General features: G+C 66.1%; 23 protein-coding genes. 13 read left to right on the top strand and 10 right to left on the bottom strand.

From position 1 onward, the window contains the following. The coding region (locus tag J7643_19800; GenBank protein MBO9542839.1) for a hypothetical protein at positions 1-547 on the top strand (547 nt) is incomplete at its 5' end. 65 nt (positions 548-612) lie between these two features. Here the strand turns inward: J7643_19800 and J7643_19795 are convergent. After that, entirely contained in the window at positions 613-1,680 is a 1,068-nt protein-coding gene (locus J7643_19795) for a serine/threonine protein kinase (protein ID MBO9542838.1), read from the bottom strand. Between the two features lie 487 nt (positions 1,681-2,167). On the opposite strand from J7643_19795, the gene J7643_19790 reads away from it, so the two are divergent. Both J7643_19790 and J7643_19785 read left to right on the top strand, forming a co-directional pair. Continuing rightward, positions 2,168-3,304, top strand: a complete 1,137-nt coding sequence (locus J7643_19790; protein ID MBO9542837.1) for a hypothetical protein — start codon at positions 2,168-2,170, stop codon at positions 3,302-3,304. 125 nt (positions 3,305-3,429) lie between these two features. After that, a complete protein-coding gene (locus J7643_19785) occupies positions 3,430-4,083 on the top strand; it encodes a hypothetical protein (GenBank protein MBO9542836.1) in 654 nt (217 codons plus the stop codon). A gap of 63 nt (positions 4,084-4,146) precedes the next feature. Here the strand turns inward: J7643_19785 and J7643_19780 are convergent, their stop codons facing one another. Then, positions 4,147-5,016 carry a hypothetical protein gene (locus J7643_19780; protein MBO9542835.1) on the bottom strand — a complete coding sequence of 290 codons (870 nt, stop codon included), beginning with the start codon at positions 5,014-5,016 and terminating at the stop codon, positions 4,147-4,149. Between the two features lie 220 nt (positions 5,017-5,236). On the opposite strand from J7643_19780, the gene J7643_19775 reads away from it, so the two are divergent. From J7643_19775 to J7643_19765, 3 genes are all read left to right on the top strand, one after another. Beyond that, positions 5,237-7,624, top strand: coding sequence for a polysaccharide deacetylase family protein (locus J7643_19775; GenBank protein MBO9542834.1), 2,388 nt, complete (start codon positions 5,237-5,239; stop codon positions 7,622-7,624). 25 nt (positions 7,625-7,649) lie between these two features. After that, positions 7,650-8,852, top strand: a complete 1,203-nt coding sequence (locus J7643_19770) for a DUF2225 domain-containing protein (GenBank protein MBO9542833.1) — start codon at positions 7,650-7,652, stop codon at positions 8,850-8,852. Positions 8,853-9,019: 167 nt separating this feature from the next. Continuing rightward, positions 9,020-10,252: a hypothetical protein gene (locus tag J7643_19765; protein MBO9542832.1), complete on the top strand. Its 1,233-nt coding sequence runs from the start codon at positions 9,020-9,022 to the stop codon at positions 10,250-10,252. A 61-nt stretch (positions 10,253-10,313) separates the two neighbouring features. Here J7643_19765 and J7643_19760 read toward each other — a convergent pair whose 3' ends face one another. Next, positions 10,314-11,375, bottom strand: a complete 1,062-nt coding sequence (locus J7643_19760) for a phosphotransferase (GenBank protein MBO9542831.1) — start codon at positions 11,373-11,375, stop codon at positions 10,314-10,316. Beyond that, the gene (locus tag J7643_19755) at positions 11,372-12,334 is read right to left on the bottom strand and encodes a GNAT family N-acetyltransferase (GenBank protein MBO9542830.1); all 963 of its coding nucleotides are present in this window, start codon (positions 12,332-12,334) and stop codon (positions 11,372-11,374) included. Before J7643_19755 ends, J7643_19760 begins: the two co-directional genes overlap by 4 nt. Positions 12,335-12,358: 24 nt before the next feature. Between J7643_19755 and J7643_19750 the strand changes: the two genes are divergently transcribed. From J7643_19750 to J7643_19740, 3 genes are read left to right on the top strand one after another with little or no spacing between them, the layout of a single operon-like run. Further along, positions 12,359-13,594, top strand: a complete 1,236-nt coding sequence (locus J7643_19750; GenBank protein MBO9542829.1) for a sugar ABC transporter substrate-binding protein — start codon at positions 12,359-12,361, stop codon at positions 13,592-13,594. Further along, complete coding sequence (locus J7643_19745) at positions 13,591-14,481, top strand: sugar ABC transporter permease (GenBank protein MBO9542828.1); 891 nt, start codon at positions 13,591-13,593, stop codon at positions 14,479-14,481. Before J7643_19750 ends, J7643_19745 begins: the two co-directional genes overlap by 4 nt. Beyond that, positions 14,478-15,296: a carbohydrate ABC transporter permease gene (locus J7643_19740; GenBank protein MBO9542827.1), complete on the top strand. Its 819-nt coding sequence runs from the start codon at positions 14,478-14,480 to the stop codon at positions 15,294-15,296. Before J7643_19745 ends, J7643_19740 begins: the two co-directional genes overlap by 4 nt. Before the next feature lie 16 nt (positions 15,297-15,312). On the opposite strand, the gene J7643_19735 is transcribed toward J7643_19740, so the two are convergent. From J7643_19735 to J7643_19710, 6 genes are all read right to left on the bottom strand, one after another. Then, positions 15,313-16,320: an alpha/beta hydrolase gene (locus J7643_19735; protein ID MBO9542826.1), complete on the bottom strand. Its 1,008-nt coding sequence runs from the start codon at positions 16,318-16,320 to the stop codon at positions 15,313-15,315. A 118-nt stretch (positions 16,321-16,438) separates the two neighbouring features. Then, positions 16,439-17,269: a C39 family peptidase gene (locus tag J7643_19730; GenBank protein MBO9542825.1), complete on the bottom strand. Its 831-nt coding sequence runs from the start codon at positions 17,267-17,269 to the stop codon at positions 16,439-16,441. Positions 17,270-17,359: 90 nt separating this feature from the next. Then, on the bottom strand, positions 17,360-17,590 hold the full coding sequence (locus J7643_19725) for a hypothetical protein (GenBank protein ID MBO9542824.1): 231 nt from the start codon (positions 17,588-17,590) through the stop codon (positions 17,360-17,362). Between the two features lie 88 nt (positions 17,591-17,678). After that, positions 17,679-18,431 carry a hypothetical protein gene (locus J7643_19720; protein ID MBO9542823.1) on the bottom strand — a complete coding sequence of 251 codons (753 nt, stop codon included), beginning with the start codon at positions 18,429-18,431 and terminating at the stop codon, positions 17,679-17,681. A gap of 64 nt (positions 18,432-18,495) precedes the next feature. After that, positions 18,496-19,071 carry a 3'-5' exonuclease gene (locus J7643_19715; protein ID MBO9542822.1) on the bottom strand — a complete coding sequence of 192 codons (576 nt, stop codon included), beginning with the start codon at positions 19,069-19,071 and terminating at the stop codon, positions 18,496-18,498. An 84-nt stretch (positions 19,072-19,155) separates the two neighbouring features. After that, on the bottom strand, positions 19,156-20,736 hold the full coding sequence (locus J7643_19710; GenBank protein ID MBO9542821.1) for a hypothetical protein: 1,581 nt from the start codon (positions 20,734-20,736) through the stop codon (positions 19,156-19,158). 152 nt (positions 20,737-20,888) lie between these two features. Here J7643_19710 and J7643_19705 point away from each other — a divergent pair, with 152 nt between their 5' ends. The 4 genes from J7643_19705 to J7643_19690 form a co-directional block, all read left to right on the top strand. Beyond that, entirely contained in the window at positions 20,889-21,626 is a 738-nt protein-coding gene (locus tag J7643_19705; GenBank protein ID MBO9542820.1) for a Bax inhibitor-1/YccA family protein, read from the top strand. A gap of 154 nt (positions 21,627-21,780) precedes the next feature. Continuing rightward, the gene (locus tag J7643_19700; protein ID MBO9542819.1) at positions 21,781-22,959 is read left to right on the top strand and encodes an ATP-grasp domain-containing protein; all 1,179 of its coding nucleotides are present in this window, start codon (positions 21,781-21,783) and stop codon (positions 22,957-22,959) included. Position 22,960: 1 nt separating this feature from the next. After that, entirely contained in the window at positions 22,961-23,365 is a 405-nt protein-coding gene (locus tag J7643_19695) for a 3-aminobutyryl-CoA ammonia lyase (GenBank protein MBO9542818.1), read from the top strand. 124 nt (positions 23,366-23,489) lie between these two features. After that, positions 23,490-23,613 (top strand): GDP-mannose 4,6-dehydratase (locus J7643_19690; protein MBO9542817.1); only part of this gene is annotated, 124 nt, incomplete at its 3' end.

Below are 23,613 nucleotides of genomic sequence, written 5' to 3'. Positions count from 1 at the left end.
CAAGCTCCGCCGCGGCGTCATCTACGACCTGGACATCTCGGGTGACGGCCGCTGGCTGGTCGTCAACATCGACGGCATCCTCTACCTCTACGACGTCATCAACCCCCACCTCTTCCAGCTGCTGCCCTTGAGCGGGCAGGCCCTCGCGGGCCTGCCCGATCGCATCGGGCACGTGGCCATCAGCTTCGACGGCCGCTTCGTCGCCTTCACCGTCGGCAAGATCCCGGTGGACTACCAGTTCGAGCCCGGTGCCTACGACATCCGCCTGCTGGTCCTCGATCGTCAGAGCGGCCTGCTCGACACCGTCCCGTACGCCAACCTCGGCGATACGATCAGCGGCTCCGACAAGAAGGGGGTCCTCATCCTCGATCCCCTGTTCTGCAACGATGGCCGGAGCCTGCTGTTCGAAACCACCGTCGGCGGCAACTTCCGCATCTGGAAGTACGACCTCTTGACCGAGACCCTTCGAGCCATGGTCATCCTCAACAACGTGCTTGGCGACTTCCTCACCGATACCCTCATCTCGGATCCGGTCCTGGATCCCTAAAACGCGCCAAGCACGAAAGAGGGCGTCCGCCATGGCGGACGCCCTCTTTTCATGCTTCTTGCCGATCAGGCGTTTGGCACGATGAAGCCCGCCTTCATCAGGTCCTCGAGGACATGCTCAGCGTCCTGGTAACGGTCGGCGACCTTCAGCGCCAGGAGCTTGGCGAGAATCGGGCGCAGCCCATCCGAGACGGGAAGCGCATCGAGGCGATAGGTGCCGCGCATGGGGTCGAACTGGGTGAAGGGATGCTTAGCGGTGAGCAGGAAGAGCAGGGTCGCCCCCAGGGAGAAGAGGTCGCTCGCGGGCAAGGGACTCATGCCGAGGAAGAGCTCGGGCGGCGTGAAGCCCTTGGTGAAGACGCCCGTCAGATCGTCGGGCAGCCCGTTGGGGCCCGGCGCCTCCCGGCGCGGCTGGGTATCGGTGGCCGCGCCGAAGTCGATCAAGTAGACGTGGGTGTCCTCGGTGAACATAAAGTTGCCCGGCTTGATGTCCCGGTGGATGATCGGCACCGGCAGGTGGTGCAGGTAGCTCAGGACCTCGAGCATCTGGGGCATCAGGGTGATGACCTGCTCCTCGCTAAAGGCGCCGTGGACCCGCATGTAGTGTCCGAGGGTGACGCCCTGGATCCGCTCCATGACCAGGTACATGGCCCCTTCGATCGAGAAGGCATCGTAGAAGTACGGGATGCTGTGATGCTTGAAGGACTTGAGCAGGCGCCCTTCGCGCTCGAAGAGGAGGCGGTCCTTCTCGCTCACCTGCCGCCTATGCTGCAGCTGCTTCATGGCGAGCGGGCGCTTCTCCTTGAGGTCGGTGACGGAGTAGAGGTTGCCGAAGCCGCCCGTCTTCATCATGCGCTCCTCGATCCGGTAGCGCTCCTTGAGGACGTCGCCGGCCTTGAGGGTCTGGGTGGTGGAGCGGCGGCAGTTGGGGCACTCCTCCATCCCGCTCAGGACCGGCGAGTCGCAGCCGGCACAGCGGAAGAACATGTGCTGCGGCACCGGCTTGAGGTCGTTGAGCTCGACCTGCTGGCCCATGAACATGTTGGGGTTCTGCTGGACGAACTTGAGAAAGGCGCTCACCACCTCGGGGGGCGCCTCGCTCGCAGGGCTGACCGGAACATTGTTGAGATCCATGGTGAGCCTCCTTGTGCGCGACCTGCGCGGACGGATGCGCGAACGAGCGAAGATCGATTAATAAAACTTCATAAACCATTGTATCAAGCAAAGGATTAGCAAGCAAGCCTTCGACCCTCGCCCCCGTGATCCTCCTCACGCCGCGTGTTCGGGGGCCTCCGCGCAAAGGGGCGCCCAGCCGCCCTTCGCTCCGCATCAAGCGCCCAAGCGCCGAAGGGTGCCTCACGAGGGGCCTTGGGCGAAACACCCATACATCGCCCAAGGCCCCTCGTGATAAAAATGGCCACACGAGATACCGCCTTCGCGTCCAATGAACCCGCCATCGGTGAGGGGTGCGCTCAAGCCCTTACCAGGCCGGTCTTTCGGCTCGCGTGGAGCATCCACCGTCACCAGGCATTGAACGCCATGGCCGCCGAGGCGGCCTGGGCGCCTGCGGCTCACGTAGCCGGAAAGTGACGCTGGACGCTCCGAGGAAGGTAGGACTCCCATGCGTCTCACCAAGCTCCACCGCGCGCTCGCCACCACCAGCGCGGCGATCGCCTTCAGCGTCGGCTGCAGCCAGGCCCCCTCGACCTCCCCGCGGCCCGAAACGCCCCCCATCTCGAAGGAGGTGTCTCCCCAGGGCGGTCAACCGGCCCCGGTCGTGACCGAGCCCTGTCCCCAACCACCCGTCCCGGTGGTGCCCCAGCCCCCGGTCTTGCTCGAGACCTGCCGCTTCGTGGCCTTCACCGCCCGCTCGTTCTGCAGCGGGATGCTCTTCGTCTACGACGACCTCGAAAAGGACGTCTACGTCCTGAACGGGGCGCTGGCGGGCCTCCCCTTCGCCACGGTCACCCCGTTCCAGTGGCAGGGCGTCTCGGCCCAATGCTTCGGCGATCGCTGGGTCGTCTTCGAGTTCGCCGGCGGCATCTACGCCTTCGACATGATCGCCCAGCGACGCATCCTGCTCGCGCCGGACGGCCTGTGCTGGGGCGCCCGGCCCCGCATCTCGGAAACGGGCCTGCTCGTCTACATCAACCTGCGGGGCAACGTGGTGCTCCAGCAGTTCGGCCCCGCCGGCTTCCTCGAACCGGTCGTGCCCGTGACCCTCACCCTGCTCGCCGCCGAGCGCGACGTGCAGTTGGGGCCCGATCGCTACTTCTGGCCCGACCTGCCCTACTTCGCCCCCCTGTGCGACGTGGACATCACCGCCGACGGTCGCTGGATCGTCGCCAGCCTGAACGGCAAGCTCTACCTCTACGACGTCCTGAACCCTCACCTCTTCCAATTGCTGCCCCTGGGCGGCGGCGGGCTGGGCAAGGCCCCCGGGGACATCGCCCGCGTCACCATCAGCCCGGACGGGCGGCTCATCGCCTTCACCGTCTGCGGCCCCAAGGGCGAGCGGCTGCTGTTGCTCGACCGCGAGACGGGGCTGATCGACACGGTGCCTTACGCAAACCTGGGGCTCAACGGCCCCTACACGGCGGTGCGCAACGCCAAGTTCTTCGGCGGCTGCCTGTACTTCGAGGTCTGCACCGACGTCGGCACCCGCGTCTGGCGCTACAACCTGGACACCAGCCTCATCAACGGTATGGTCATCCTCAACAACGCCCTGGGCGAGATCGGCACCAACGTGGACATCTGATCCCCCTCGCCCCGCATCGCCGTTGGCGCCTCTCGGCCGTGCCGGGAGGCGCCGTGCCCATGGCCCGGTGGCTGGGTATAGGACGGATAAGGCTTCCTCGCTCATGCGCTTCGACGGAGGTTGCAATGCCCCTGAACGGCGTCCAAGGCTCCCAACCACCCGCGCGCGTGCCGCAGGCCCCGCCCCCCCAGGCTCCGGCGCCGCTCGCCCCTCAACCATCGCCCGCAGCCAAAGGCACCGATCGCCTTGCGCTCTCGGGCCCCGCCCCCGTTGCCACTCCCGCTCTCTCGGATGCGGTGGCCCGGGCCCGGGCCGCCCAGGCCTTCGACGTGGAAGCCACGAGCGAGCGCCTCATCGGCCACCACCAGGGCAACCTCGAAACCGCCTACTTTGAGTCGCTCGACTTGCGCAACACGACCCGGGAGCCGGGCTATGCGGCCAAGCTGAGCGCCTACAGCCAGAAGCTCGGCATGGCGCGCGACCTGAACCCCGATGAATTACGGGACATCGAGCACTACCTGTTCGCCGCCGCCTCGGTCGCCGAAAAGGGCGCCCCGGCCTCAGACGCCAGCTACCTGGAGCGGGTCGGCGCGGTGCTGGCGCGCGAGCCTCACGCCGTGGGCCTCGCAGCCCTGACCGTCGGCTACTCGGCGGCCAAGGCCGTCAATCGTGTCCTGCCCCAGGACCTGAAGTTCCTGAAGTCGCGTACCGCCCCGAGCCTCGACGAAGTGGGCGCGGGCCTCAAGGGCATCTGGCGCGGGCTCAAGGACCAGGTCTGAGCTGCCGGCTCAAGATGGCAAGAGGGGCGCGGGAAAATCCCCGCGCCCCTCTCACTTCGACTGTTAAGCTGGATCCGCTATCTGGGCCCCGAAGTGGGCGTGCGCCACGTGGCGCGCCCAGACCAGCACCTCAGCGCCGAGCGTCTTGATCTCGTACCACCCCGGGAGGCGGGGCTCAGGCTGGCGGGTGCGTAGGGCGATCGCCGCCCCGTAGAGTTGGACCAGCTGCGGGTTGACCTCGCCCTGGGCACCGAGCGCCGCCAAGGCGCGGAGGCGATCCCTGAGCCGTGGGGCGTATTGCCCCTTGCTCAACAGCACCGCGTCCCCCAGGGCGCTCATGACCTCGATGCACCGGATGAAGGCGAGGCGTACGACCCCCTGGTGCAGCCCCAGGGTGTCGTTGGCACTCCAGGTCGTGATCTCGCGCAGGGCGGGACCGGCCTCGACCAGGGTCACCCGGCCGTGGGCCTCGAGCCGCTCGGGCGAAAGGCCCTTGAAGTCCTCCAAGGGGTCGTGCCCGCCGAAGCTCCAGAGCAAGCGCCGGCCGCCCGCGACCTCGAAGGCGAGCTTCTCGCGGCCCGGCTCCAAGAGGGCCCGCGCGGTCGTGACGTCGATCCGCAACGAGTAGCCGACGTCGATGCAAACCGCTTCGAGCTTGGCCATGAGGGCCTCGTGGGCCGCGATCGCCTCCTCCTCGAAGTCCTCGGGCAGCAGGACCAGGAGGTGGGGGGTGTCGTAGGGCAGCCAGACCTCCCCCTCGTGGGCGACCCAGCCCTCGCCGCGGCCGTAGTCGCCGATCACGTAATGGGCGATCGCCTCGACGGGCATGAGCTTGCGCGCGGCGAGCACCGAGAAGGCCCGCTGGATCAAGGCGTGGACGGCCTCGTCGGCCGCCTGTCCATGGGGGGTGTAACGCGGAGCGGGTGCGGTCATGGCGAACCTCCCAAGCGAACCCAAAAGCAGCAGGCTCATTGTGGCAAGACGCTTGCTTGCTAGCTTCAGCAAAGCGCTCAAGGCTTTTCGGACACGGTGGCCTGGCGCAGGCGCGCATCTCCTCTCACTCGGCAAGGGAGGCCGTTCGAACGCCCTGCGGCGGGGTATGGTAACGTGGAATCGATCTCACACCACTCCCTCTCAAAAGAAGGAAATGACCGTGAACAAGCATCTCAGGCTGCCGCGCCTCGTGGCCGCCGCGCTGGCGCTCGCTTCGTTGCCCCTTGCAGGCCAGTCGGCCCATGCGGCCCCTGCCTCCGCCCCCAACGAACTCGGCCGGGTCCCCGTCCTCGAGTACCACCGCTTCGGTACCAAGGAAGAGCGTTGGACCCGCACCTACGATAACTTCCGCAAGGACCTCGAGTGGCTCTACGCCAACGGCTACGTCTCGGTCAACGCCAAGGACCTGGCGGACGGCAAGCTCGACGTGCCCGCCGGCAAGAAGCCCGTCGTCCTGACCTTCGACGACGCGACCGCGGAGCAGTTCAAGTTCCTGCACGACGCGAGCGGCAAGGTCCGCCGCGACGCCAAGGGTCAGCCCATGGTCGATCCCCAGAGCGCCGTGGGCATCATGGACGCCTTCCACGCCAAGCACCCGGACTTCGGGCGCGCCGCGACCTTCTTCGTGCTGCCCAACGCCTTCGAGGTCACGAACGAGGCGAGCGACAAGCTGAAGTACCTACAAGCGACCGGGCGTGAGCTCGCGAATCACAGCTACAGCCACCCCAACCTGGGCAAGCTGAGCGCCGCCCAGATCACCAACGAGATGCGCAAGGCCCAGGACACGGTCGCGCGCGAGCTCGGCCGCTCCTTCACCTTCGACACCCTCGCCCTGCCCTTCGGCCAGTACCCCAAGGGCGATGGCCTCCAGGCCACGATCGCGGGCGGCTCGGGCAGCCAGGCTTACCGGCACACCGCCATCTTCCTGGTGGGCTCCGACCCCTCGCCCTCGCCCTTCGACAAGAAGTACAACTACCTCAAGGTGCCCCGGATCCAGGCCATCGACGACGAGTGGAAGCGCCACTTCCGCCGGCCGGCGGGCTCCGTCGGCTTGAGCGAGGAAGCCTTCTCGCCCTACGTCTCGGATGGCAACCCCGCGACCGTCACCTTCCCCACCAAGCTCCAGGACCGCCTCAACCCCGGCAAGCTGGGCAACCGCAAGGCCAATCCCATCGCGAAGGCGGCTGCGGCCGGCTCGGTCCTCGGCGGCGGCGGCCCGAGCGCGCCCGCGAGCGCTGCTCCCGCCCAGGCCGCCTCGGGCCCCCTGAAGGTGCATCCGGGCTACGGCAACGCGCCCTTGCCTGCGGGCGGCGAGTACGTGGACGGCAAGATCTTCCACACGGTCCAGAAGGGACAGGATCCCACCGACCTCGCCAACATGTACCTGGCGATGACCGACTACTACACCCGGCCGTCGCTCGAAAAGGCCATGCTCGCCAAGAACGGCATGAAGGGCTGGATCCCCGTCGGCAAGCGTATCGAGATCCCCGGCGTGCGCGCGCACGCCGTCGTGCCCAAGCGGGTGCCCAAGCCCAAGACCTTCGACGCCCGCGGCATCTACGTGACCCAGACCTCGGCGGGTACCGAGCGGGTCTTCACCCTGGTCAACCAGATGAAGCCCCACGGCCTCAACACCGTGGTCTTTGACGTCAAGGACATGGACGGCCGCCTCGCCTACGACAGCAAGGTACCGCTCGCCGTGAGCACCGGCGCGAGCAAGGGCGCCATCATCCGGGACGTGCCCAAGCTGGTGGACAGGCTCCACCAGCAGGGCATCCACGTGGTGGCGCGCCAGGCCCTCTTCCACGACGACTTCCTCGCCCAGCGCGCCCCGCGCCTCGCGCTGAAGTCCAAGAACGGAACGCCCTGGCGCGAGAAGGGCAAGCTCGTCTGGGTGGACCCCAACAACCCGGAGGTCCGTGCCTACAACCTGGGCATCACCAAGGAGCTGTTGGCCATGGGGGTGGATGAGATCCAGTACGATTACATCCGCTTCCCTGCCATGGGCGCCCTCAAGGACATCGCCTACTCGTTCGACACCGCCACGACCCCCAAGCACGCGGTCATCACCAGCTACCTCAAGGAAGCCTACCAGGTGGTCAAGCCCACCGGGACGCTCCTGAGTCTCGACGTCTTCGGCGTGGTCGCCTGGGACGAAGGGGTGGACGTGAAGCACACCGGCCAGCGGCTCGAGGACCTCGGCAAGTACGCCGACGTGATCAGCCCCATGGTCTACCCGTCGCACTTCTACCCGCCCTTCTTCGGGCACAAGTCCCCGGCCAACGAGCCCTACTACTTCGTCAACGAAGGGGTCAAGCGCACCCTCAAGAAGACGGAAGGCACCGGCATCGTGGTCCGGCCCTGGCTCCAGGCCTTCAAGTTCATGGTCAAGAACTACGGTCCCGACTACGTGGCCACCCAGATCAAGGCGAACGACGACGCCAAGGGGGTTGGTTACTTGCTTTGGAACGCGGGGAACAACTATGACATAGGCTTCAAGGGCGTCAGCTCGGTCGAGAAGACCAAGGCCGCCAAGAAGCCGGTCTAGCCGCCTTCACAGAGAGAACCGCGTCGTGAGCCAATTGCCCCTGGTCGCCCGTGACCTGAAATGCCCGGCATGCAGTTACGGGTTCAAGCTCCACACCCCCAAGAGCTCGGCCTCGGTCCTGTTGCGCCGCGACGCGGACTTTTGCCCCTACTACGAGGGGGTGAACCCCCTCTTCTACGCCGTCTGGGTCTGCCCCCAGTGCGGCTACGCCGCGCTCAAGGACCACTTCCGCGAGCTCCCCGAGCGGGATCGCCCCGCGGTCCAGGTCGCCCTCGAGGGCGTCGCCGAGATCAAGCGGCACGACTTCGAGAAGCCCGAGCGATCGCTTTTCGCCGCCATGCTGAGCCTCCAGCTCGCCCTGCGGTGCTACGAAGCCCGCCACTCCCCCGGCGAGATCCGGGGCGGGATCCTCTTGCGCCTCGCGTGGACCTGCCGCTACGGCAACGATCGCAAGCGCGAGCGCAGCTACCTGCAAGAGGCGATCGCCACCTACCAGGCGGCCTTCGACAAGGGCCTCCACGCGAGCTCGGCCATCAGCGAGGCCCACGTGGCCTTCCTGATCGGCGAGATGCTGCGCCGCACAGGCCAGGGCCAGGACGCCATCCCCTGGTTCGTGCGGGCCATCCAGAGCGACACCAAGCAGGGCGAAACCTACCGAATGGCCAAGGACCAGCTCTACGAGGCCAAGGAATCGATCCGCTTCTTCGAGTACCTCAAGGCCGTGCCCCTGCTCGCGCCGCTCTCGCCCGACGAGATCGCCCTGCTCTCGGCGCTCACCCGCAACCGCACCTACGTCCCGGGCAAGACCATCTGCCAGGAAGGCGATCCCGGCGACAGCATGTTCATCGTGATGCGCGGCAGCGCCCGGGTCTCGGTCGCAGGCCAGCCGGTCGCCATGCTCGCACCCGACCAGGTCTTCGGTGAGATGTCCCTACTGAGCGGCCAGCCGCGCAGCGCGACGGTGGTCGCCGAGGAAGCCGCCGAGCTGCTTGAGATCGACCGGGTCGCCTTCAAGACCCTCTTCAAGGCCAACCCCGCGATCGCCGCCGAGATGGCGAGCACCATGGAGGCGCGCCGCGAGACCAACGCGCGGGTCCTCAACGACGGTGAAGAGCCCGATCTCTCGCTCCAAACCTCGTCCGAGTCCGAGAGCGAAGGCGAAGCGCCCGCTCGCGGCAACGAATCGGGCCTCATGGCGCGTCTGCGCGGCCTCTTCGAGCTCTCCTAAAAACTCTCCCAAAAATATTTGCCGCATGCGCCAAAAAAACCCTGGTGTTTTTTTGGCGCATGCGGTACGTTATGACAAGAGTTGGTTAAGACCATCTTAAATCGACCTAAAGCTCAGTTGAAAGTCACGGTTCCGTCCGTCGCTGTTGATAGGAGAACGTCACGTCCATGAAGAAGCTGTTGGCTCTGGTTGCGGCAACCTCGATGCTGGCCGGTTGCGGCCTCTCGCTCCCCGGCATGAACACCGCTGACGGCCAGAAGGTCGCCGCCAAGCGCAAGCTGCCCAGGGGTGCCAAGAAGTGGACTGTCATGGTTCACCTGGCGGCCGACAACAACCTCTATCGCTTCGGGCTCGAAGACCTGAACGAGATGGAAGCCGGCATCACCGACGACGTGAACGTGATCGTGCTGTTCGACGGCATCAAGCAGGGTGACTCGGCCGTCTACGAGATCAAGAAGGATCCCGCCGGCAAGAACAGCACCATCGTCTCGACCCCCATCACCGACCTGCCCTTCATCCCCGAGAACAAGGAAATCAACTCGGGCGACGTGAACGTGGTCAAGGCGTTCGGCGAGTGGGCGGTCACCAAGTATCCCGCTCAGCACTACATGATGAGCTACTGGGATCACGGCTCGGGCATCTTCCGCGGCGGCGACTTCATCACCAAGGGCTTCGGCTGGGATGACAACGGCAGCCACCTCAACACCAACGACCTGAGCAAGATCACCCCCGCCATGGCCCAGGCCGCCGGCCAGCCGATCGACCTGGTGGGCTTCGACGCCTGCCTCATGGCCCACGCCGAGATCGCCTACCAGATGAAGGGCGCTGCCAAGTACCTGGTCGCCTCCGAGGAGCTCGAGCCGGGCGCCGGCTGGGACTACGCGGGCTGGCTCAAGAACGTGACCAGCACCACGACCCCTGCCCAGATGGGCGAGGCCCTCGTGAAGTCCTACGCCGCGAGCTACAGCGGCCGCGAGGATCTCACCCTCTCGACTGTCAGCATCGACGCGCTGACCGCCAAGCTCGTCCCGGCCATGAACAACCTCTCGGCCGCGCTCGTCAGCGCCATGCCCGCCGAGAAGGCCACCATCGCCGCCGCCCGCACCGGCACCCAGAGCTTCTACAACCGCGACTGCGCCGACATCGGCTCGTTCGCCAAGCAGCTGCTCGCCAGCAACGTCTCGGCCGGCGTCAAGGCCGCCGCTCAGGACGTGCTGACCGCCGTCGGCGCCACCGTCACCAGCGAGATCCACAGCGCCTCGCGTGCCAACTCCACCGGTCTGGTCGCCTACTTCCCCACCGCGACCCAGGCTTACAACACCAAGTACGACAACCCCAGCCTCATCGCCTTCGCCAACGAGGGTTGGAAGGACTTCCTCAAGGCCCTCACCCAGAAGTAAGCCCCTTCACGCGACGGGCCCCCGGAATATCCGGGGGCCCGTCGCGTTGCGCGCAAAAGGATCAGGGGGCGATCGCCTCGTGCCAGCGCGGGTGCGCCGCAAACCAGCCGAGCGTATCGACCAAGAGCCGCCAGAAGCGCTCCGCCTCGGCGCGATCGCCCCGCTCGAGCCCCCGCGCGACCAGGCTCAGGTAGAATTCGAAGCGCGCGCTCGAAACCACCCATGGCAGCACGGCCCGCTCGAAGGGTTCCAGTCGACGAACCGACTGATACCCTGCCAGGAAGGCCCGCAGGTGCTCGCCATTCGGCAGCGCCCGCCCCGCGAGAATTGCCGGCCACTCGAACGCGCTCGGGATGAGCGAGAGGGCCAGGTCGAAGACCCACAGATCCACGTTCCAGAGATCGAAGTCGATCACGTCGCTGATCGCAGCCTCCTGCCAGAAGAGGTTGCGCTTGATGAAGTCCCCGTGGATGACCCCGCGCGGCAGCCGCGAAAGATACGGCTTGATGCGGCGATGCCACTCGGAGAGCCAGCCGAGGCATGTCACGAGCTCGCCCTGTTCCGCCAGGAACGGCACAAGAAGCGGTGCCTCGGCTTCGAGGGCAGCGAGCCCCAGCGGCACCGAGGGACTTGCCATGACCCGGAAGCGTGCCGTGATGCCCTTGAAGGGCTTGGGCGCAAACGCAGGCGCATCAGCAAGGGCCAGGTGAAATTTCGCAAGAGCAGCGCCGCTTGCGAAGGTTTCAGCCGGATGCGTGCACGGCGCAAAGACCGGTGCCTGGGCGTAGCGATCCTCACCTCGGGCCTTCTCGAAGAGCGCATACGGCTGCCCCTCGGCCCAGTGCAGCGTCGAGCCCGCGGCATCGCGCCAGAGGCGCGGGGTGGGGAAACCCTTTTCAATCAGGCGAAGGATCAACCCATGCTCGGCCAGCAGGGCGACAGGTTCCCGCTCGCTAGGATCGTAGCGCTTGGCGAAGAACTCCCCGCGATCCGTCGTAAAGAGACAGGCCGCCGTGTTGATGCTCAGGCCGTTACGCGCGATCCCCTCGAAAGCCCCAAGATCCGGGTAGGCCGCCACGACCCGCGAAAGGACGTCGGGCTCGATCCGAGGTGCTTGGCTCATCCGAGCGGACGCCGTGCGAGGACGTAGCGCAGCCAGGGTTTAAAGCCGCACCGCCCATAGAAGTCGAGCAGGTCGGTCCAGTCGATGATCGTCTCGCGGGCCCCCAGGTCCCGCAACCGCTCCAGGCCCCGCACCAGGAGCGCGAGGCCCAGGCCGCGCCCGCGCAGAGCCTGGCCGACCCCGATGGGACCGAGGGCGGCCACCTCGGGCACAAAGCCCGACCAGCGCAAGGCCCCCGGGCTCGAAGGGGGGTGCAGCTGCGCGAAGCCCTGGGGCTCGCCGTTCAAGAAGACCCCCACGACATGCCGCACGTCGCCGCCCGAGCGCAGCAGGAGATCGGTGTCCCGGGCCCAGCGCCCAGCGAAGTTCCCTTGCAAGAAGGCGACCAGCGCCTCTTCCTCGCCCGGTGAGTAGGGCCGAATCGCGATGTCCGGCTGGGAACGCAGGACGTCGTCCACTTCGGGAAGCGCCGGGCCTTCATCCAGCCGACGCCGCACGTCCCAGACCTCCTTGGCCGGGGTGAAGCCGTGATGCGCAAAGAAGGCGAGGGCCTCGGGGCTCGACGCCGGGATCCCCGGCATGAAGTGGTGGAAGCTGCCCTCGAGCAGGATCCGGGTCGCCCCTTCGCGCTGCAGGTGCGCGATCGCCTCATCCAGGAGACGCGAGCCTACTCCCTGCCGCTGGTGCGCGGGATGCACCGCCATCAAGGCGAGATAGCCCACATCGGCGAAGCGCTCGCAGCCCGGATAGGATCCGCGCCAGCGCTTGGTCATGACGAAACCGACCATCTTGCCCGCATGAGTCGCCACGATCAGGTCTTCGGGCCTGAAGCTCGGGTCACCCTCGGTGTTAGCCGTCCAGAGGGCGGGCATAATGGGATGGCGATCGCCCATGGCTGCTTGCCAGACGGTCAGTAGTTCCGAGGCCTGCTCGGGTCGATAGGCTTGAAGCTCGATCACGCGGCCATCATACAAGGAGTAATGGTGCGTCTCAAGGGAATGGTGGCGCTCTTCGCGCTCGCAGTGACCGCGTGCGCGCGCCCGGCCTCCGATGCCATCACCTTCTCGACCTGGGGCTCGATCGAAGAGATCGAAACCCTCAAGCCCCTGCTCGCCGACTTCGAGCGCGAGAACCCGGACGTCAAGGTCAAGCTGATCCACATCCCGGACGAGTACCCCCACAAGATCCGCTTGCTGGCGGCCTCCGGGACCATGCCGGACGTGCTGTTCATGGAGAGCCAGACCCTCTCGGGCTTCGCCCACCGCGGGGTGCTGCGCGACATGGGCGAGTGGCTCGAACGGGATCCCGAGCTGAAGCGCGGCGACTTCTACCGCCCGGTGCTCGACGCCATGTCCTGGAAGGGCACCCTCTACGGCATCCCCCGCGACCTCTCCAACCTCGTCATCTTCTACAACAAGCGCCTCTTCGACACCGCCGGCGTCGCTTACCCGCAGGCGGGCTGGACCTACGAGACCATGGTCGAGAAGGCCAAGCGTCTCACCCAAGGGGACCGGCAGTTCGGCATCGGCTTTGCGCCCTATCCCCTCTACTGGCTGCCGTACCTCTGGAGCGACGGGGGCGACGTGATGGACGCCGAGATGCGCCGCTCGACCCTGCTCGAGCCCCAGAGTCTCGCCGCGATGCAGCGCTACCTGGACCTGCGCGCCAAGCACCACGTGGCGCCCACCGAGGCCCAGGTCGGCAACGCCCGCATGAGCCAGCTCTTCGCCCAGGGCAAGCTCGCCATGATGGTGGGCGGCCGCTGGGTCGTCCCCGGCTTCCGCAAGAAGCTCGACTTTCCCTGGGACGTGGCCCCCTTCCCCCGAGGCAAGACGGGCTCGGTGGTGGATGCGGACGCTTCGGGGTGGAGCATCGCCAAGAGCAGCAAGCAGCCTGAAAAGGCCTGGCGGCTGGTGCGCTACCTGGCGAGCAAGAAGAGCATCGCGGCCTTCACCGAGAGCGGCCTGATCGTGCCCTCGCGGCCGGACGTGGCCAACTCGCCCGCCTTCCTCGGCTCGGGGCCACCCGCTTCGAGCAAGGTCTTCCTCGACGTCATCACGAGCGCCCGCCCCACCCGCACGCCACCGAGCTACGACGAGATCCAGTACGAGCTGATCGACGGGCTGCCGCCCGCCTGGAACGGCGAGGCCGACCTGCTGGAAACCCTGCGCCCCATCTCCGCGCGGATCGACGCCCTCTTGAAGGAGGATGCGCCATGACGCCGCCCCTGCGCCGCACCGAGGCGCGCTGGGCCTTCTGGCTCCTCTTGCCCGCCCTCTTGGGGCTCGGCCTCTTCACCGTCCTGCCCACCCTCGGCTCGTTCGCCCTCAGCTTCGCCCAGTGGGACATGCTCGGCGCCCCGCGCTGGGTGGGGCTCGCAAACTACGCCGACCTGGGGCGCGATCCGCTCTTCTGGCGGGTCCTCGCGCAGACTGGGGCCTTCGTCCTCCTCTACGTCGTGCTGGACGTGGTCCTCGCGGTGGGGCTCGCCCTGGCCCTCGACCAGAAGGTCAAGGCGCTCGGCCTCTACCGCACCGCCTACTTCTTGCCTGTCGTCACCTCCATGGTCGCGGGTGCCATCCTGTGGAGCTGGATCTTCGACCCGCGCAGCGGCCTGCTGAACGCTGTGCTGGGGCTCGTGCACCTGGGCCCCGTGCGCTGGCTGAGCGATCCGCACTGGGCCTTGCCCTCGCTCGTGGTGGTCAGCGTCTGGAAGAACCTGGGCTACGACATGCTGCTGGTCCTGGCGGGCCTGCAAGCCGTTCCTTCCCAGCAGCTCGAAGCCGCGAGCCTGGACGGGGCGGGCGCCTGGCAGCGCTTTCGGCACGTCACCCTGCCGCTCTTGGCCCCGACGCTGGTGATGGTGACCATGATGGCGACAATCCGCGCCTTCCAGACCTTCGACACCGTCTACCTCATGACCGAGGGCGGTCCCCACCGCTCGACGACCATCATCGGGTACTGGCTCTTCCAGAACGCCTTCACCTACTTCAAGCTGGGCAAGGCCTCGGCGCTCGCCTACGTGCTCTTTGCGATCCTGGCCCTGTTGGGAGCGGTGCAGTGGTGGAGCCGCAAGGCCTTCAGCCATCAAGAGGAGGGGCGATGAGAAAGCGACCGCTCGCAACCCTGGTCCTTGCCGTGGGCGCCTGCCTCATGGCCGCTCCCTTCCTGCTGATGGTGGGCACTTCGCTGATGACCTACGCCCAGACCGTGGCCTACCCGCCCGAGTTCTGGCCGAAGCCTGCGACCCTCTCGAACTACGCCAAGGCCCTCGCTGAAACGCCCATCCTGCGCTACCTCGGCAACAGCCTGCTGGTGGCCTTGGTGACGGTCGTGGGCCAAGTCGTCACGGGCTCCATGGCGGGCTTCGCCTTCGCGCGCCTGCGCTTTAGGGGGCAAAACGCTCTCTTCTTCGCCGTCCTCGCCACCATGATGGTGCCCATCTACATCAACCTGGTGCCGCTCTACGCCCTGATGGCCTTCTTCGGCTGGATCGATACCTATCAGGCCCTCATCCTGCCAGGCTTGACGGGGGCCTTCGGGATCTTCCTGTTCCGGCAGTGGTTCTTGAACCTGCCGACCGAGCTGGAGGACGCCGCGCGGATCGACGGCTGCTCGCCGTGGGACCTGTACTGGCGCATCGCCCTGCCCACGGCCCTGCCCGCCGTCGCAACGCTCGCCATCTTTGAGTTCTTGGCCTCCTGGAACACCTTCCTCTGGCCTCTGGTCGCCACCCATTCCGAGCACCTGCGGACCCTGCCCGTGGGGCTTGCGGCCTTCCGCAGCAGCATGAAGGAAGCCACCGACTGGGGCCTGCTCATGGCGGCGACCGCGATCGCGGTCTTCCCGGCGATCGCGGTCTTCGCGATGGGGCAGCGGTACTTCGTGCGCGGCCTCCTGGAAGGCGCGGTCAAAGATTGAGACGAGCCCCGCGCGCTCAGGGCGTGCGAGGGGCTTTTTCGCCCGCTTCGGGCAGCATGGTGACCTGCGCGGGTCGCGCCGTCGGGGCGAAGGCCCGGCGCAGCGTATCGACCGCCTGGGCAATCGCTCCGCGCACCGCTGGGGTCTCGGCCAGGGCATTTAGCATCATGAAGTCGTGAATCGTCCCCAGGTAGCGGGTCGCAACGACATCGACCCCGGCCTCCATGAGCTTCGTGGCGTAGGCCTCCCCCTCGTCGCGGAGCACGTCATTCGCGTCGGTGATGACGAGCGCGGGCGGCAGGCCCGTCAACTGCTCGCGCGAGGCCCGCAAGGGCGAGGCGCCGGGCTGGGCGCGGGCGCTCTTATCCGGGAGGTAGGCGTCCCAGAACCACTTCATGGCAGCCCGGGTCAGCCAGGGCCCGTCCGCGAACTGTTGGTAGGAAGGGGTATCGAACGAGGCGTCGGTGACCGGATAGAAGAGTAGCTGATGAACGAACCGCGGGCCGCCTCGCTCCTTGGCGAGGATCGTCGCGGCAGCGGCGAGCCCGCCGCCCACGCTGTCGCCCGCGATGGCGAGGCGCGCGCCGTCCAGGTTCAGCTCCTTGCCGTTGGCCTGAACGTACGACGCGGCGCCCAAGGCTTGCTCCAGCGCCGTCGGATAGTGGGCTTCGGGCGACGGAGGGTAATTCACGAAGACGACGGCGACGTCAGCGTCCCGTGCGAGAGTCCGGATCAAGCGATCATGGGTAGTCGCGTCGCCGAGGATCCAGCCGCCTCCGTGGAGATAGAGGACGGCGGGCAGCATCCGAGAAGCCCCAACTGGTCGAACGATACGGACCGAGACGTCCCCTGCCGTCGTTTGAAGAATCCGGTCCTCGATCGCGGCTTCCGGCTTCGCGCCGCCCTGGGATTGAAGATCCAAGAGGACCTTCCGCGCCGCTTGGGGCGTCAGGGTATAGAGGGGTGGCCCGCCCTTGGCTGCCAAGGCTTCTACAAACGCTTGCGTCTTAGCTTCCAGCGCCATATCCCCCCTCCTTCGCAACCGCTCCGAGTCGAGGGTACCCGGCGAAGGGGAAGACGGCTTCGTACGACTCCACCAGCAAATGCTCGGCGAAGCCTCGATGTCTTGGGAGCAGAGGGGATTAGCCGCCGAACCAGCCTTTGACGGTGTTCCAGGCGTTCGTGGCGGCCTTCGAGATGGCGTTACCCGTATCGATGCCCCAGCGCCCAACGCGCTCGCCGACCGCGATCCCACGGAAGGCGATCGAGGCCGTGTGGCCGCCTGCCATGCGCGAACCGGGGAGCTCCGCGTCCTTGGGGGCGATCGCGATGAAGAACTTGTCGAGGCCGCTGTCGAAATTCTTGATCTTGAGGCTCGACCACTTCTCGAGGAACTCGGTCTCGCTCATCCGAACGGGCTCCAGGCGCGCCGGATCGTTTATCAGGAGGTTGGTCTTCCCCGTCTTGGGATCCGCCTCATACCCGGTGACCACCACGTAGTGCAGGACCGTGTCGTTGGGGTTCGCGTCCGGGTCGATCATGACCTCGAGGGGAATCCCCCGGTCGAGGAATTTCTTGAGCTCGTCGACCGAGCCGCGATTGTAGAGCGCCGCGTTGAGGCCCTGCTCCTTCGCGAAGCTCACGATCGAAGCCGGGCTGGTGGGGCCGTCGATCTGACGGATCTTGGCATCGACCTCTTCGCGGGTGATCTTCTTGCCGTAGTGCTGGAGGATCATGGTGAGGCTGGTGGTGCCGCAGGCGTTCTGGTCCTTGCCCGTGTACTGATAGAGCAGGGGCACCTCGATCTGCTGGCGCTTCACCGTCTGGTTGAGGCGATCGGTGGCCGCAGCCGGCGCGCTCACAGCAACCCCGACACCCTTTCCGCCTCCGCCGCCCGAAGAAGAGGCGCGCAGCTTTGCAGCTGCAGCGGCCGCATTGGCGGCGGCGTTCGAGTCGGAGATCTTGTTGCTCATGAAACGGGCCCCCTCAATCAAGACGGTTGCTAGGTTCTATATGCCCTCTCCGAACCTAAATCTTGACGGGTAACCCCGTATTTCCAAATTTCAGGAAATCTTTTTGCGCTCGGTGGTATCCTCGCCCGCCAGGTAGGCCCGAACGCTCAGCTTGCCTTCGAGGATCTGCTCGGTATGCTCGCCCGGCTCGACCGGAAAGGAGTTGTCCAGCACGCGCGCCCACGGGGTGAAGACCTCGCGTTCGCTGTTGAGACGGCGAAAGACCAGCCCGCCGGGACTCGGGGAGACTTCGTAGACGACGTCGTTGAGGGTGATGAACATGACAAACCTCCCAATCACGGCCATTTCGGCCAGGGGGAAGCCTATCATGTGAATGTTGCGTGAAGATGAACGCCGTTTTGGAGCCGAATTAAAAAGCGACAGGCGACTCCAGGCGTTTTCCTTCCCGAAGACGGGCGCGCTGCTCGGGGGAGAGGGTCGCCATCTGGCCCTTCACGTCGATGAGCACTTCGCGGCGCGGGGTCTCGACGCGCCAGAGGTAGCCGAGCACGGCATCCTGCTGGGGCGGGGTCGTCTCCACGTAGACCCGTTCGGGCGGCGAGACGGGTGGCTCGAGGTGCGTTGCGATCAGGCGATCCAGGCTCTGCCTGCCGTAGACCGTCTTGGCCTCGGCGCCTTCGGTCGGCATGTCGGGGACGGTGTAGCCGTTGCTGTAGTAGGTGCCGCGCGGCGAGAGGCCCACGTGGCTCGCCACCGCCCAGCGCCCGCGGAAAATGACCGGCACCACGTAGTAATCGTCCCGGCGGGGCGAGAGCGATCGCACGAGGAAGGGGCGCCCGACGCGGGTGCGATCGTAGATCGCTTGTGCCCAGGGCGAGTGGACCCGGTCCATGACGGCGTTGAAGGTGCCGAGACCGAACGCCCCGTGGATCGCGGTCGAGACGACGACCTCGTCACGGGTGAGCGCAGCCTCGTCGGTGATTTCGCGGGGCTGGTAGCCCGCATCCACGTCCACCAGGCGCGTCAGGTCGAAGCGATAGGCATCCTGGACCGTCACCCAGGTTCCCTCGCGCTTGATAATCGCCTTGGAATGCGAAGCGGCGTCGCTGGCCTTGAGGTGCCCCTCTGCGGTGGTGGTGGCCTCGAAGTTCTGCTTGGGCATGCAGGCGCTCAAAGCGAGCGCCGCAAGGCCCAGCAGCAGAAGACGCCGCGCTTTTCGCATCGATCTAGCCGAAGAGGCCCATCTGCATGGCGGGCTTGAAGTCCGCCAGCTTGCGGATCGCCGCGCACAGCTGCTCCACGTCGAACATGGCGCGGTGGTGGCCTTCGCTGCTGATGTTGAAGGCGTTGAGGAGGCTCTTGAGGCCGTGGCCCTTGAGCTGGCCGTTACGGCCGAGCACCCACACGGCCAGGGCCTGGGTGTCGATTTTGAGCTTTTCGAGGGGCACGGCCCAGACCTTGTGGCGGATCTCGGCGGCCTTCAGGAAGTCCCAGTCGAAGTCGATGTTGTGGGCGACCGCGTACATCATGCCGTGGCGCTCGGCGAAGGCCTTGAGGTTGCGGAAGGCCGTCTCGGGATCCGGAGCCGTCTTGAGCTCTTCCATGGAGATGCCGTTGACCGCCATGGCCTCGCGATCGATCTCGGCCCCCTCGAAGGGCTTGATCAGGGTCTCGAAGCGATCGACCTCTTTGAGGGTCGCCATGTCCAGCACGATGGCGGCGATCTCGATCGGCGCGTGCTTGGAAGGATCGGTGCCGGTGGTCTCGAAGTCGAAGACGAAGAACTTGGTCGGGAGGCTCATGAGAACGGAAACTCCTGGCTGGGAAAGGCGGTAACCACGCCATTATAGCAAGTTCAGCTCCCCTGTTGGGGCGCCGAGGCACGATCAGGACGCCTGATCGACGGGCGGATCGAGGGGGTGGCCCGGTTTAACGTTGTAGTCGTAGTGGGTGAAGGGCGCATAAGCCAGATCGGTCGGGCTCACGAAGTCCGACTTGATAGCCGGGCGCGAGCGCGCGGGCAGATCATCGACCCAGTCGCCGATGAGCGGCACGTCCCCCAGCTCTTGCTTGACCCAGTCGATGCGATCGAGCATATTGCCGACGGCGGCCGTCCGCGCGTCCTTGGGGCCGTAGAGATAGGCGGCGAAGGTCTCGGAATGGGGCAGGATGGCCACCAGGAGATCCTTGGTCGTCTTGGCCGCTTCCAGGAAGTTGACCCCGCTGTTGCTCACCAGTTCGGCAGCGTCCATGACGAAGCCCGTCCCGATGGCCCCCAGCGCCTGCTGGCGCGCGAAGAAGCCCATCACGCCCCCGAACTCGCCGGCCGCCTCAGACTTGCGGTAAGCTTCACTCGCCCCTTCGAAGCGCGTGAAGCCCTCGCCTTCCATGAGCTTGCCGATGGTCGCCTTGAGGCGCTCGCGCTCGCCGGGGGTCTTGCTGATCCCCTCGGTCGCATAGCACTTCGCCAGCACCTCGTCCACCAGAAAGCGCACCATGGCCTTGGTGTCGGGCTTGGGGCTCTGGTTGACGAACTTCATGGCGCGATCCATGAGGGCGGGCTTGTCCTTGGGCTTCAGCCCGTCGATGACCGCCTCCAGGGCGACCATCAGCTGGTCGCGATCGCTGGACTTGGAGATGGGAAAGTCGATGTTCGCGCCCCTCAGGCTCGTGTAGGCCAGGTACGTCAGCTCGCTGCAGTAGAAGGCGTCGGTGAGCTTCCCCTTCCCGTTGTGGTTGGTGAACGAGTAGTCGTAGGGCTTGCCGAGCTGTCGCTCCGCGTAGCGAACCGCCCGGTCGATGGCCTTTGCGGCCTCGGCCTCGGGCATGCCCTCGGTCGGCCGGATGATGCGGGTGCTGACCGCCGCGTACGAATTTTCGGCCAGCGGGCTGCGACGCACCACGTTCGAGCCGGGCGCGTCGGGATCGCCCGTGATCCCCATGGCCTCGATGAACTCGGGCGGCGCCTCGTCGGAGACGCACAGCACCGCATGGATGAAGGGCCCCCCGGTCATCTCGGAGACCAGGTCGTTGTTGTTCCAGGTCTGGAGGAGGATGTCGCCCTTGCGAACATCCTTGACCATGCGCATCAGCTCGGGGTCGTTCTTGAGGCGCTGCGCCGTCTCCAGCATAGCGACCGGATCCCCGTACTTGGGGGAGAAAGGTCCCTCGAGGCCTTTTCTCGCCAGGGCGATCGCCGCCTCGCGGCCGTTCGCTTCGAGGCAGGCCTTCAGATCCGAGTAGTTCCGGGGCAAGAGCCCCTCTTGAAGCAGGCCGATCTCCTCGGCGCTCAGGCCGTCGGTCTTGGGCGGGGCCTTCGGCGCGGCAGGCTTGGCAGGCGTGAGCACGAGCACATCCCCGGCACTCGGCTTGGGCGCGGCCGGATCAGCGGGTTTGTCGACCTGGGGCCAGAACCTTTGCGGCAGGAGGGTTCTCAGCGACCCGAAGACATTCTCGATCTTGGACATGGCGGGACTCCGAGGTGAATGCTTGCTTTTCGCCTTATACCCTTCCATCCGAGGCGAGCATCCGATCCTTGCGTCCCCTCTTTCGGACCCGGCAGGGTAGAATCTTGGGCAAGGCATCCCGAACGCCGCCCATTCAGCAGGAGGAATCCCCCATGCGATCCGGCAATCCCACCCTCACCGACAAGACCTTCGACTCGCATCCCTGGTCGGGCCAGGAGCCCATGACCATCCAGGGCACGGTCAACAAGACCCTGCTATCGCTGCTCATCCTGGTCGCCGGCGCGAGCATCACCTGGCAGCTCGCGAGCACCCAGCCCGCCCTGGTGCCGATCCTCGTGATGGTGGGGGTCTTCGGCGGCCTCATCGTGGCCTTGACCACCGTCTTCAAGAAAGAGTGGTCACCGCTCACCGCGCCGATCTACGCTGGCCTCGAAGGGCTCGCCCTCGGCGGCATCTCGGCCTTCACCGAGCAGGTCTATCCCGGGGTGCCCATGCAGGCGGTCGGCCTCACCTTCGCAACCCTCTTCAGCCTGCTGCTGGCCTACCGCTCGGGCCTGATCCGCGCCACCGAGAACTTCAAGCTCGGCGTCGTGGCCGCTACTGGCGGTATCTTCCTGGTCTACATGGCGAGCTTCATCCTCAGCTTCTTCGGCATCGCGATCCCCCACCTCCACTCCGCCACCCCCATCGGCATCGGGATCAGCTTCGTGATCGTCGTGGTCGCCGCGCTCAACCTGGTGCTGGACTTCGACTTCATCGAGCAGGGGGCCGCCAAGCGCGCGCCCAAGTACATGGAGTGGTACGGCGCCTTCGGCCTGATGGTCACGCTGGTGTGGCTCTATCTGGAGATCCTCCGGCTCCTCAAGAACCTGCAATCCAGCAACCGATAAAAAACTTAACAAAGCGATCGTCTGCTTGCGCCAACTCGCGCTCAAGCTGCTATGCTTTATGGCAAGGAACGCGCGGGGAAGGGCGATGAAGACCTTGTCCCCGTTGACCCGGAACCCCCCGGAGTAAGGAGCAATCGTGTCGGAAAATCAGCCCCTGACGATTCTTTGCATCGCCGTCGCTTTGGTCGGCCGGCCCTTCATGCTGAAGGCCAAAGAGATGGGCCACCGCGTCATCGTCATGACGAACGCGAAGCGCCTCGACGAGGCCTGGCCGCGGGACAAGGTGGACGAAGTCTTCGCCGTGCCCGACGTCTTCGACGAGAAGGTGGTGCGGAACGTCGTGAGCTACTTGGCCCGTCACCAGAAGATCGACCGCGTCGTCCCCATGGGCGATTTCGACGTCGAAGTGGCCGCCATGCTCCGTGAGCACCTGCGCCTGCCCGGCATGGGCGAGACGACCATGCGCTACTTCCGCGACAAGCTCGCCATGCGCATGAAGACTCAGGAAGACGGCATTGCCGTGCCCGAGTTCGTCCACATCCTCAACTACGACGCGATCAACGCCTACATGGACCGCGTGCCCGCCCCCTGGGTGCTCAAGCCCCGCCAGGAGGCCGCGTCCTACGGCATCAAGAAGGTCAACCACCGCGACGAGCTGTGGCCCCTGCTCGACAAGCTCGGCGACAAGCAGTCCGAGTACCTGCTCGAGAAGTACACCCCCGGCGACGTCTTCCACGTCGACGCGGTGGTCTCGGAGCGCAAGGTGATGTTCGCCTCGGTCTCCAAGTACGGCACCCCCATGCTCGACCTGAACACCACCGGCGGCATGTTCACCACCCGCACCATCGAGCGCGGCAGCGCCGACGAGAAGGCCCTCCAGAAGCTCAACCAGGAAGTCATCCAGAGCCTCGGCCTGGTCCGCGGCGTGACCCACATCGAGTACATCAAGAGCAAGGAAGACGGCAAGTTCTACTTCCTCGAGGCCGGCGCCCGCGTCGGTGCGGCTCGCATCCCCGACGTGGTCTGGCATGCGACCGACCTGTGCCTGTGGCACGAGTGGGTCCAGATCGAGGTCGACCAGGACAAGAAGCCCTACAAGCTCCCCAAGATCCGCGACGAGTACGCGGGCACCATCATCACCCTGGCGCGCCAGGAGACCCCGGACCTGTCGGGCTACACCGATCCCGAGATCTGCTACCGCCAGGCCCGCAAGCATCACGCCGGCCTCGTCGTGAAGTCCAAGGACCCCAAGCGCGTCGAAGAGCTGCTCAACCAGTACGCCGAGCGCTTCGTCAAGGACTTCGTGGCGCACGTCCCCATGAAGGCGCAGTAAGATGGCCGAGTTCGAGAGTCTGATCCGTCTTCGCCTCGGCGAGCATGATGCCCACTACGCTGGCGGTCTGGTCGCCGGTGCCAAGATGATGGAGCTGTTCGGCGACGTCGCCACCGAGCTGCTCATCCGCTGCGACGGGGACGAGGGTCTCTTCGTCGCCTACAGCAACGTCGAGTTCCTCAAGCCGGTCTACGCCGGCGACTACGTGGAGGCGCGCGGCCGCATCACCAAGATCGGCAACACCAGCCGCACCATGGAGTTCGAGGTCCACAAGGTGATCCGTCCCCTCAAGGGGCCCGAGTACGCCGTGTCGGCCGCCGAGGTCCTCGCCGAGCCCGAGCTGATCTGCCGCGCCACCGGCACCTGCGTCACCCCCAAGGAGATGCAGCGCCTCAAGCGCGTCTAAAGGCTCGCCTAGTGCGCGACGCCGCCGTGATGCACAAGCATCGCGGCGGCGTCGCTATTTCGAGGGGTGGGCGGTATAATAATCCGCACCTCGCAACGCTTTCACGAAAGGGAGTCCATTCTCAATGAAGAAGAAAGCCCTCATCACGGGGGTCACGGGCCAGGACGGCTCGTACCTGGCCGAGCTGCTGCTCTCCAAGGGCTACGAAGTCCACGGCATCAAGCGCCGCGCCTCGTCCTTCAACACCC

Source organism: bacterium, assembly GCA_017744355.1.
Lineage (GTDB): Bacteria > Cyanobacteriota > Sericytochromatia > S15B-MN24 > UBA4093 > JAGIBK01.
The sequence above is the reverse complement of the archived record's forward strand: the minus strand, read 5'-3'. Positions and strand labels throughout refer to the sequence as shown.

Bases quoted from the DNA above. Each gene is read 5' to 3' on its own strand.
- J7643_19795 (MBO9542838.1), bottom strand. From the start codon at position 1,680: ATGGATCTCAACAATGTTCCGGTCAGCCCTGCGAGCGAGGCGCCCCCC.
- J7643_19790 (MBO9542837.1), top strand. From the start codon at position 2,168: ATGCGTCTCACCAAGCTCCACCGCGCGCTCGCCACCACCAGCGCGGCG.
- J7643_19785 (MBO9542836.1), top strand. From the start codon at position 3,430: ATGCCCCTGAACGGCGTCCAAGGCTCCCAACCACCCGCGCGCGTGCCG.
- J7643_19780 (MBO9542835.1), bottom strand. From the start codon at position 5,016: ATGACCGCACCCGCTCCGCGTTACACCCCCCATGGACAGGCGGCCGAC.
- J7643_19765 (MBO9542832.1), top strand. From the start codon at position 9,020: ATGAAGAAGCTGTTGGCTCTGGTTGCGGCAACCTCGATGCTGGCCGGT.
- J7643_19760 (MBO9542831.1), bottom strand. From the start codon at position 11,375: ATGAGCCAAGCACCTCGGATCGAGCCCGACGTCCTTTCGCGGGTCGTG.
- J7643_19745 (MBO9542828.1), top strand. From the start codon at position 13,591: ATGACGCCGCCCCTGCGCCGCACCGAGGCGCGCTGGGCCTTCTGGCTC.
- J7643_19740 (MBO9542827.1), top strand. From the start codon at position 14,478: ATGAGAAAGCGACCGCTCGCAACCCTGGTCCTTGCCGTGGGCGCCTGC.
- J7643_19735 (MBO9542826.1), bottom strand. From the start codon at position 16,320: ATGGCGCTGGAAGCTAAGACGCAAGCGTTTGTAGAAGCCTTGGCAGCC.
- J7643_19730 (MBO9542825.1), bottom strand. From the start codon at position 17,269: ATGAGCAACAAGATCTCCGACTCGAACGCCGCCGCCAATGCGGCCGCT.
- J7643_19725 (MBO9542824.1), bottom strand. From the start codon at position 17,590: ATGTTCATCACCCTCAACGACGTCGTCTACGAAGTCTCCCCGAGTCCC.
- J7643_19720 (MBO9542823.1), bottom strand. From the start codon at position 18,431: ATGCCCAAGCAGAACTTCGAGGCCACCACCACCGCAGAGGGGCACCTC.
- J7643_19715 (MBO9542822.1), bottom strand. From the start codon at position 19,071: ATGAGCCTCCCGACCAAGTTCTTCGTCTTCGACTTCGAGACCACCGGC.
- J7643_19710 (MBO9542821.1), bottom strand. From the start codon at position 20,736: ATGTCCAAGATCGAGAATGTCTTCGGGTCGCTGAGAACCCTCCTGCCG.
- J7643_19705 (MBO9542820.1), top strand. From the start codon at position 20,889: ATGCGATCCGGCAATCCCACCCTCACCGACAAGACCTTCGACTCGCAT.
- J7643_19695 (MBO9542818.1), top strand. From the start codon at position 22,961: ATGGCCGAGTTCGAGAGTCTGATCCGTCTTCGCCTCGGCGAGCATGAT.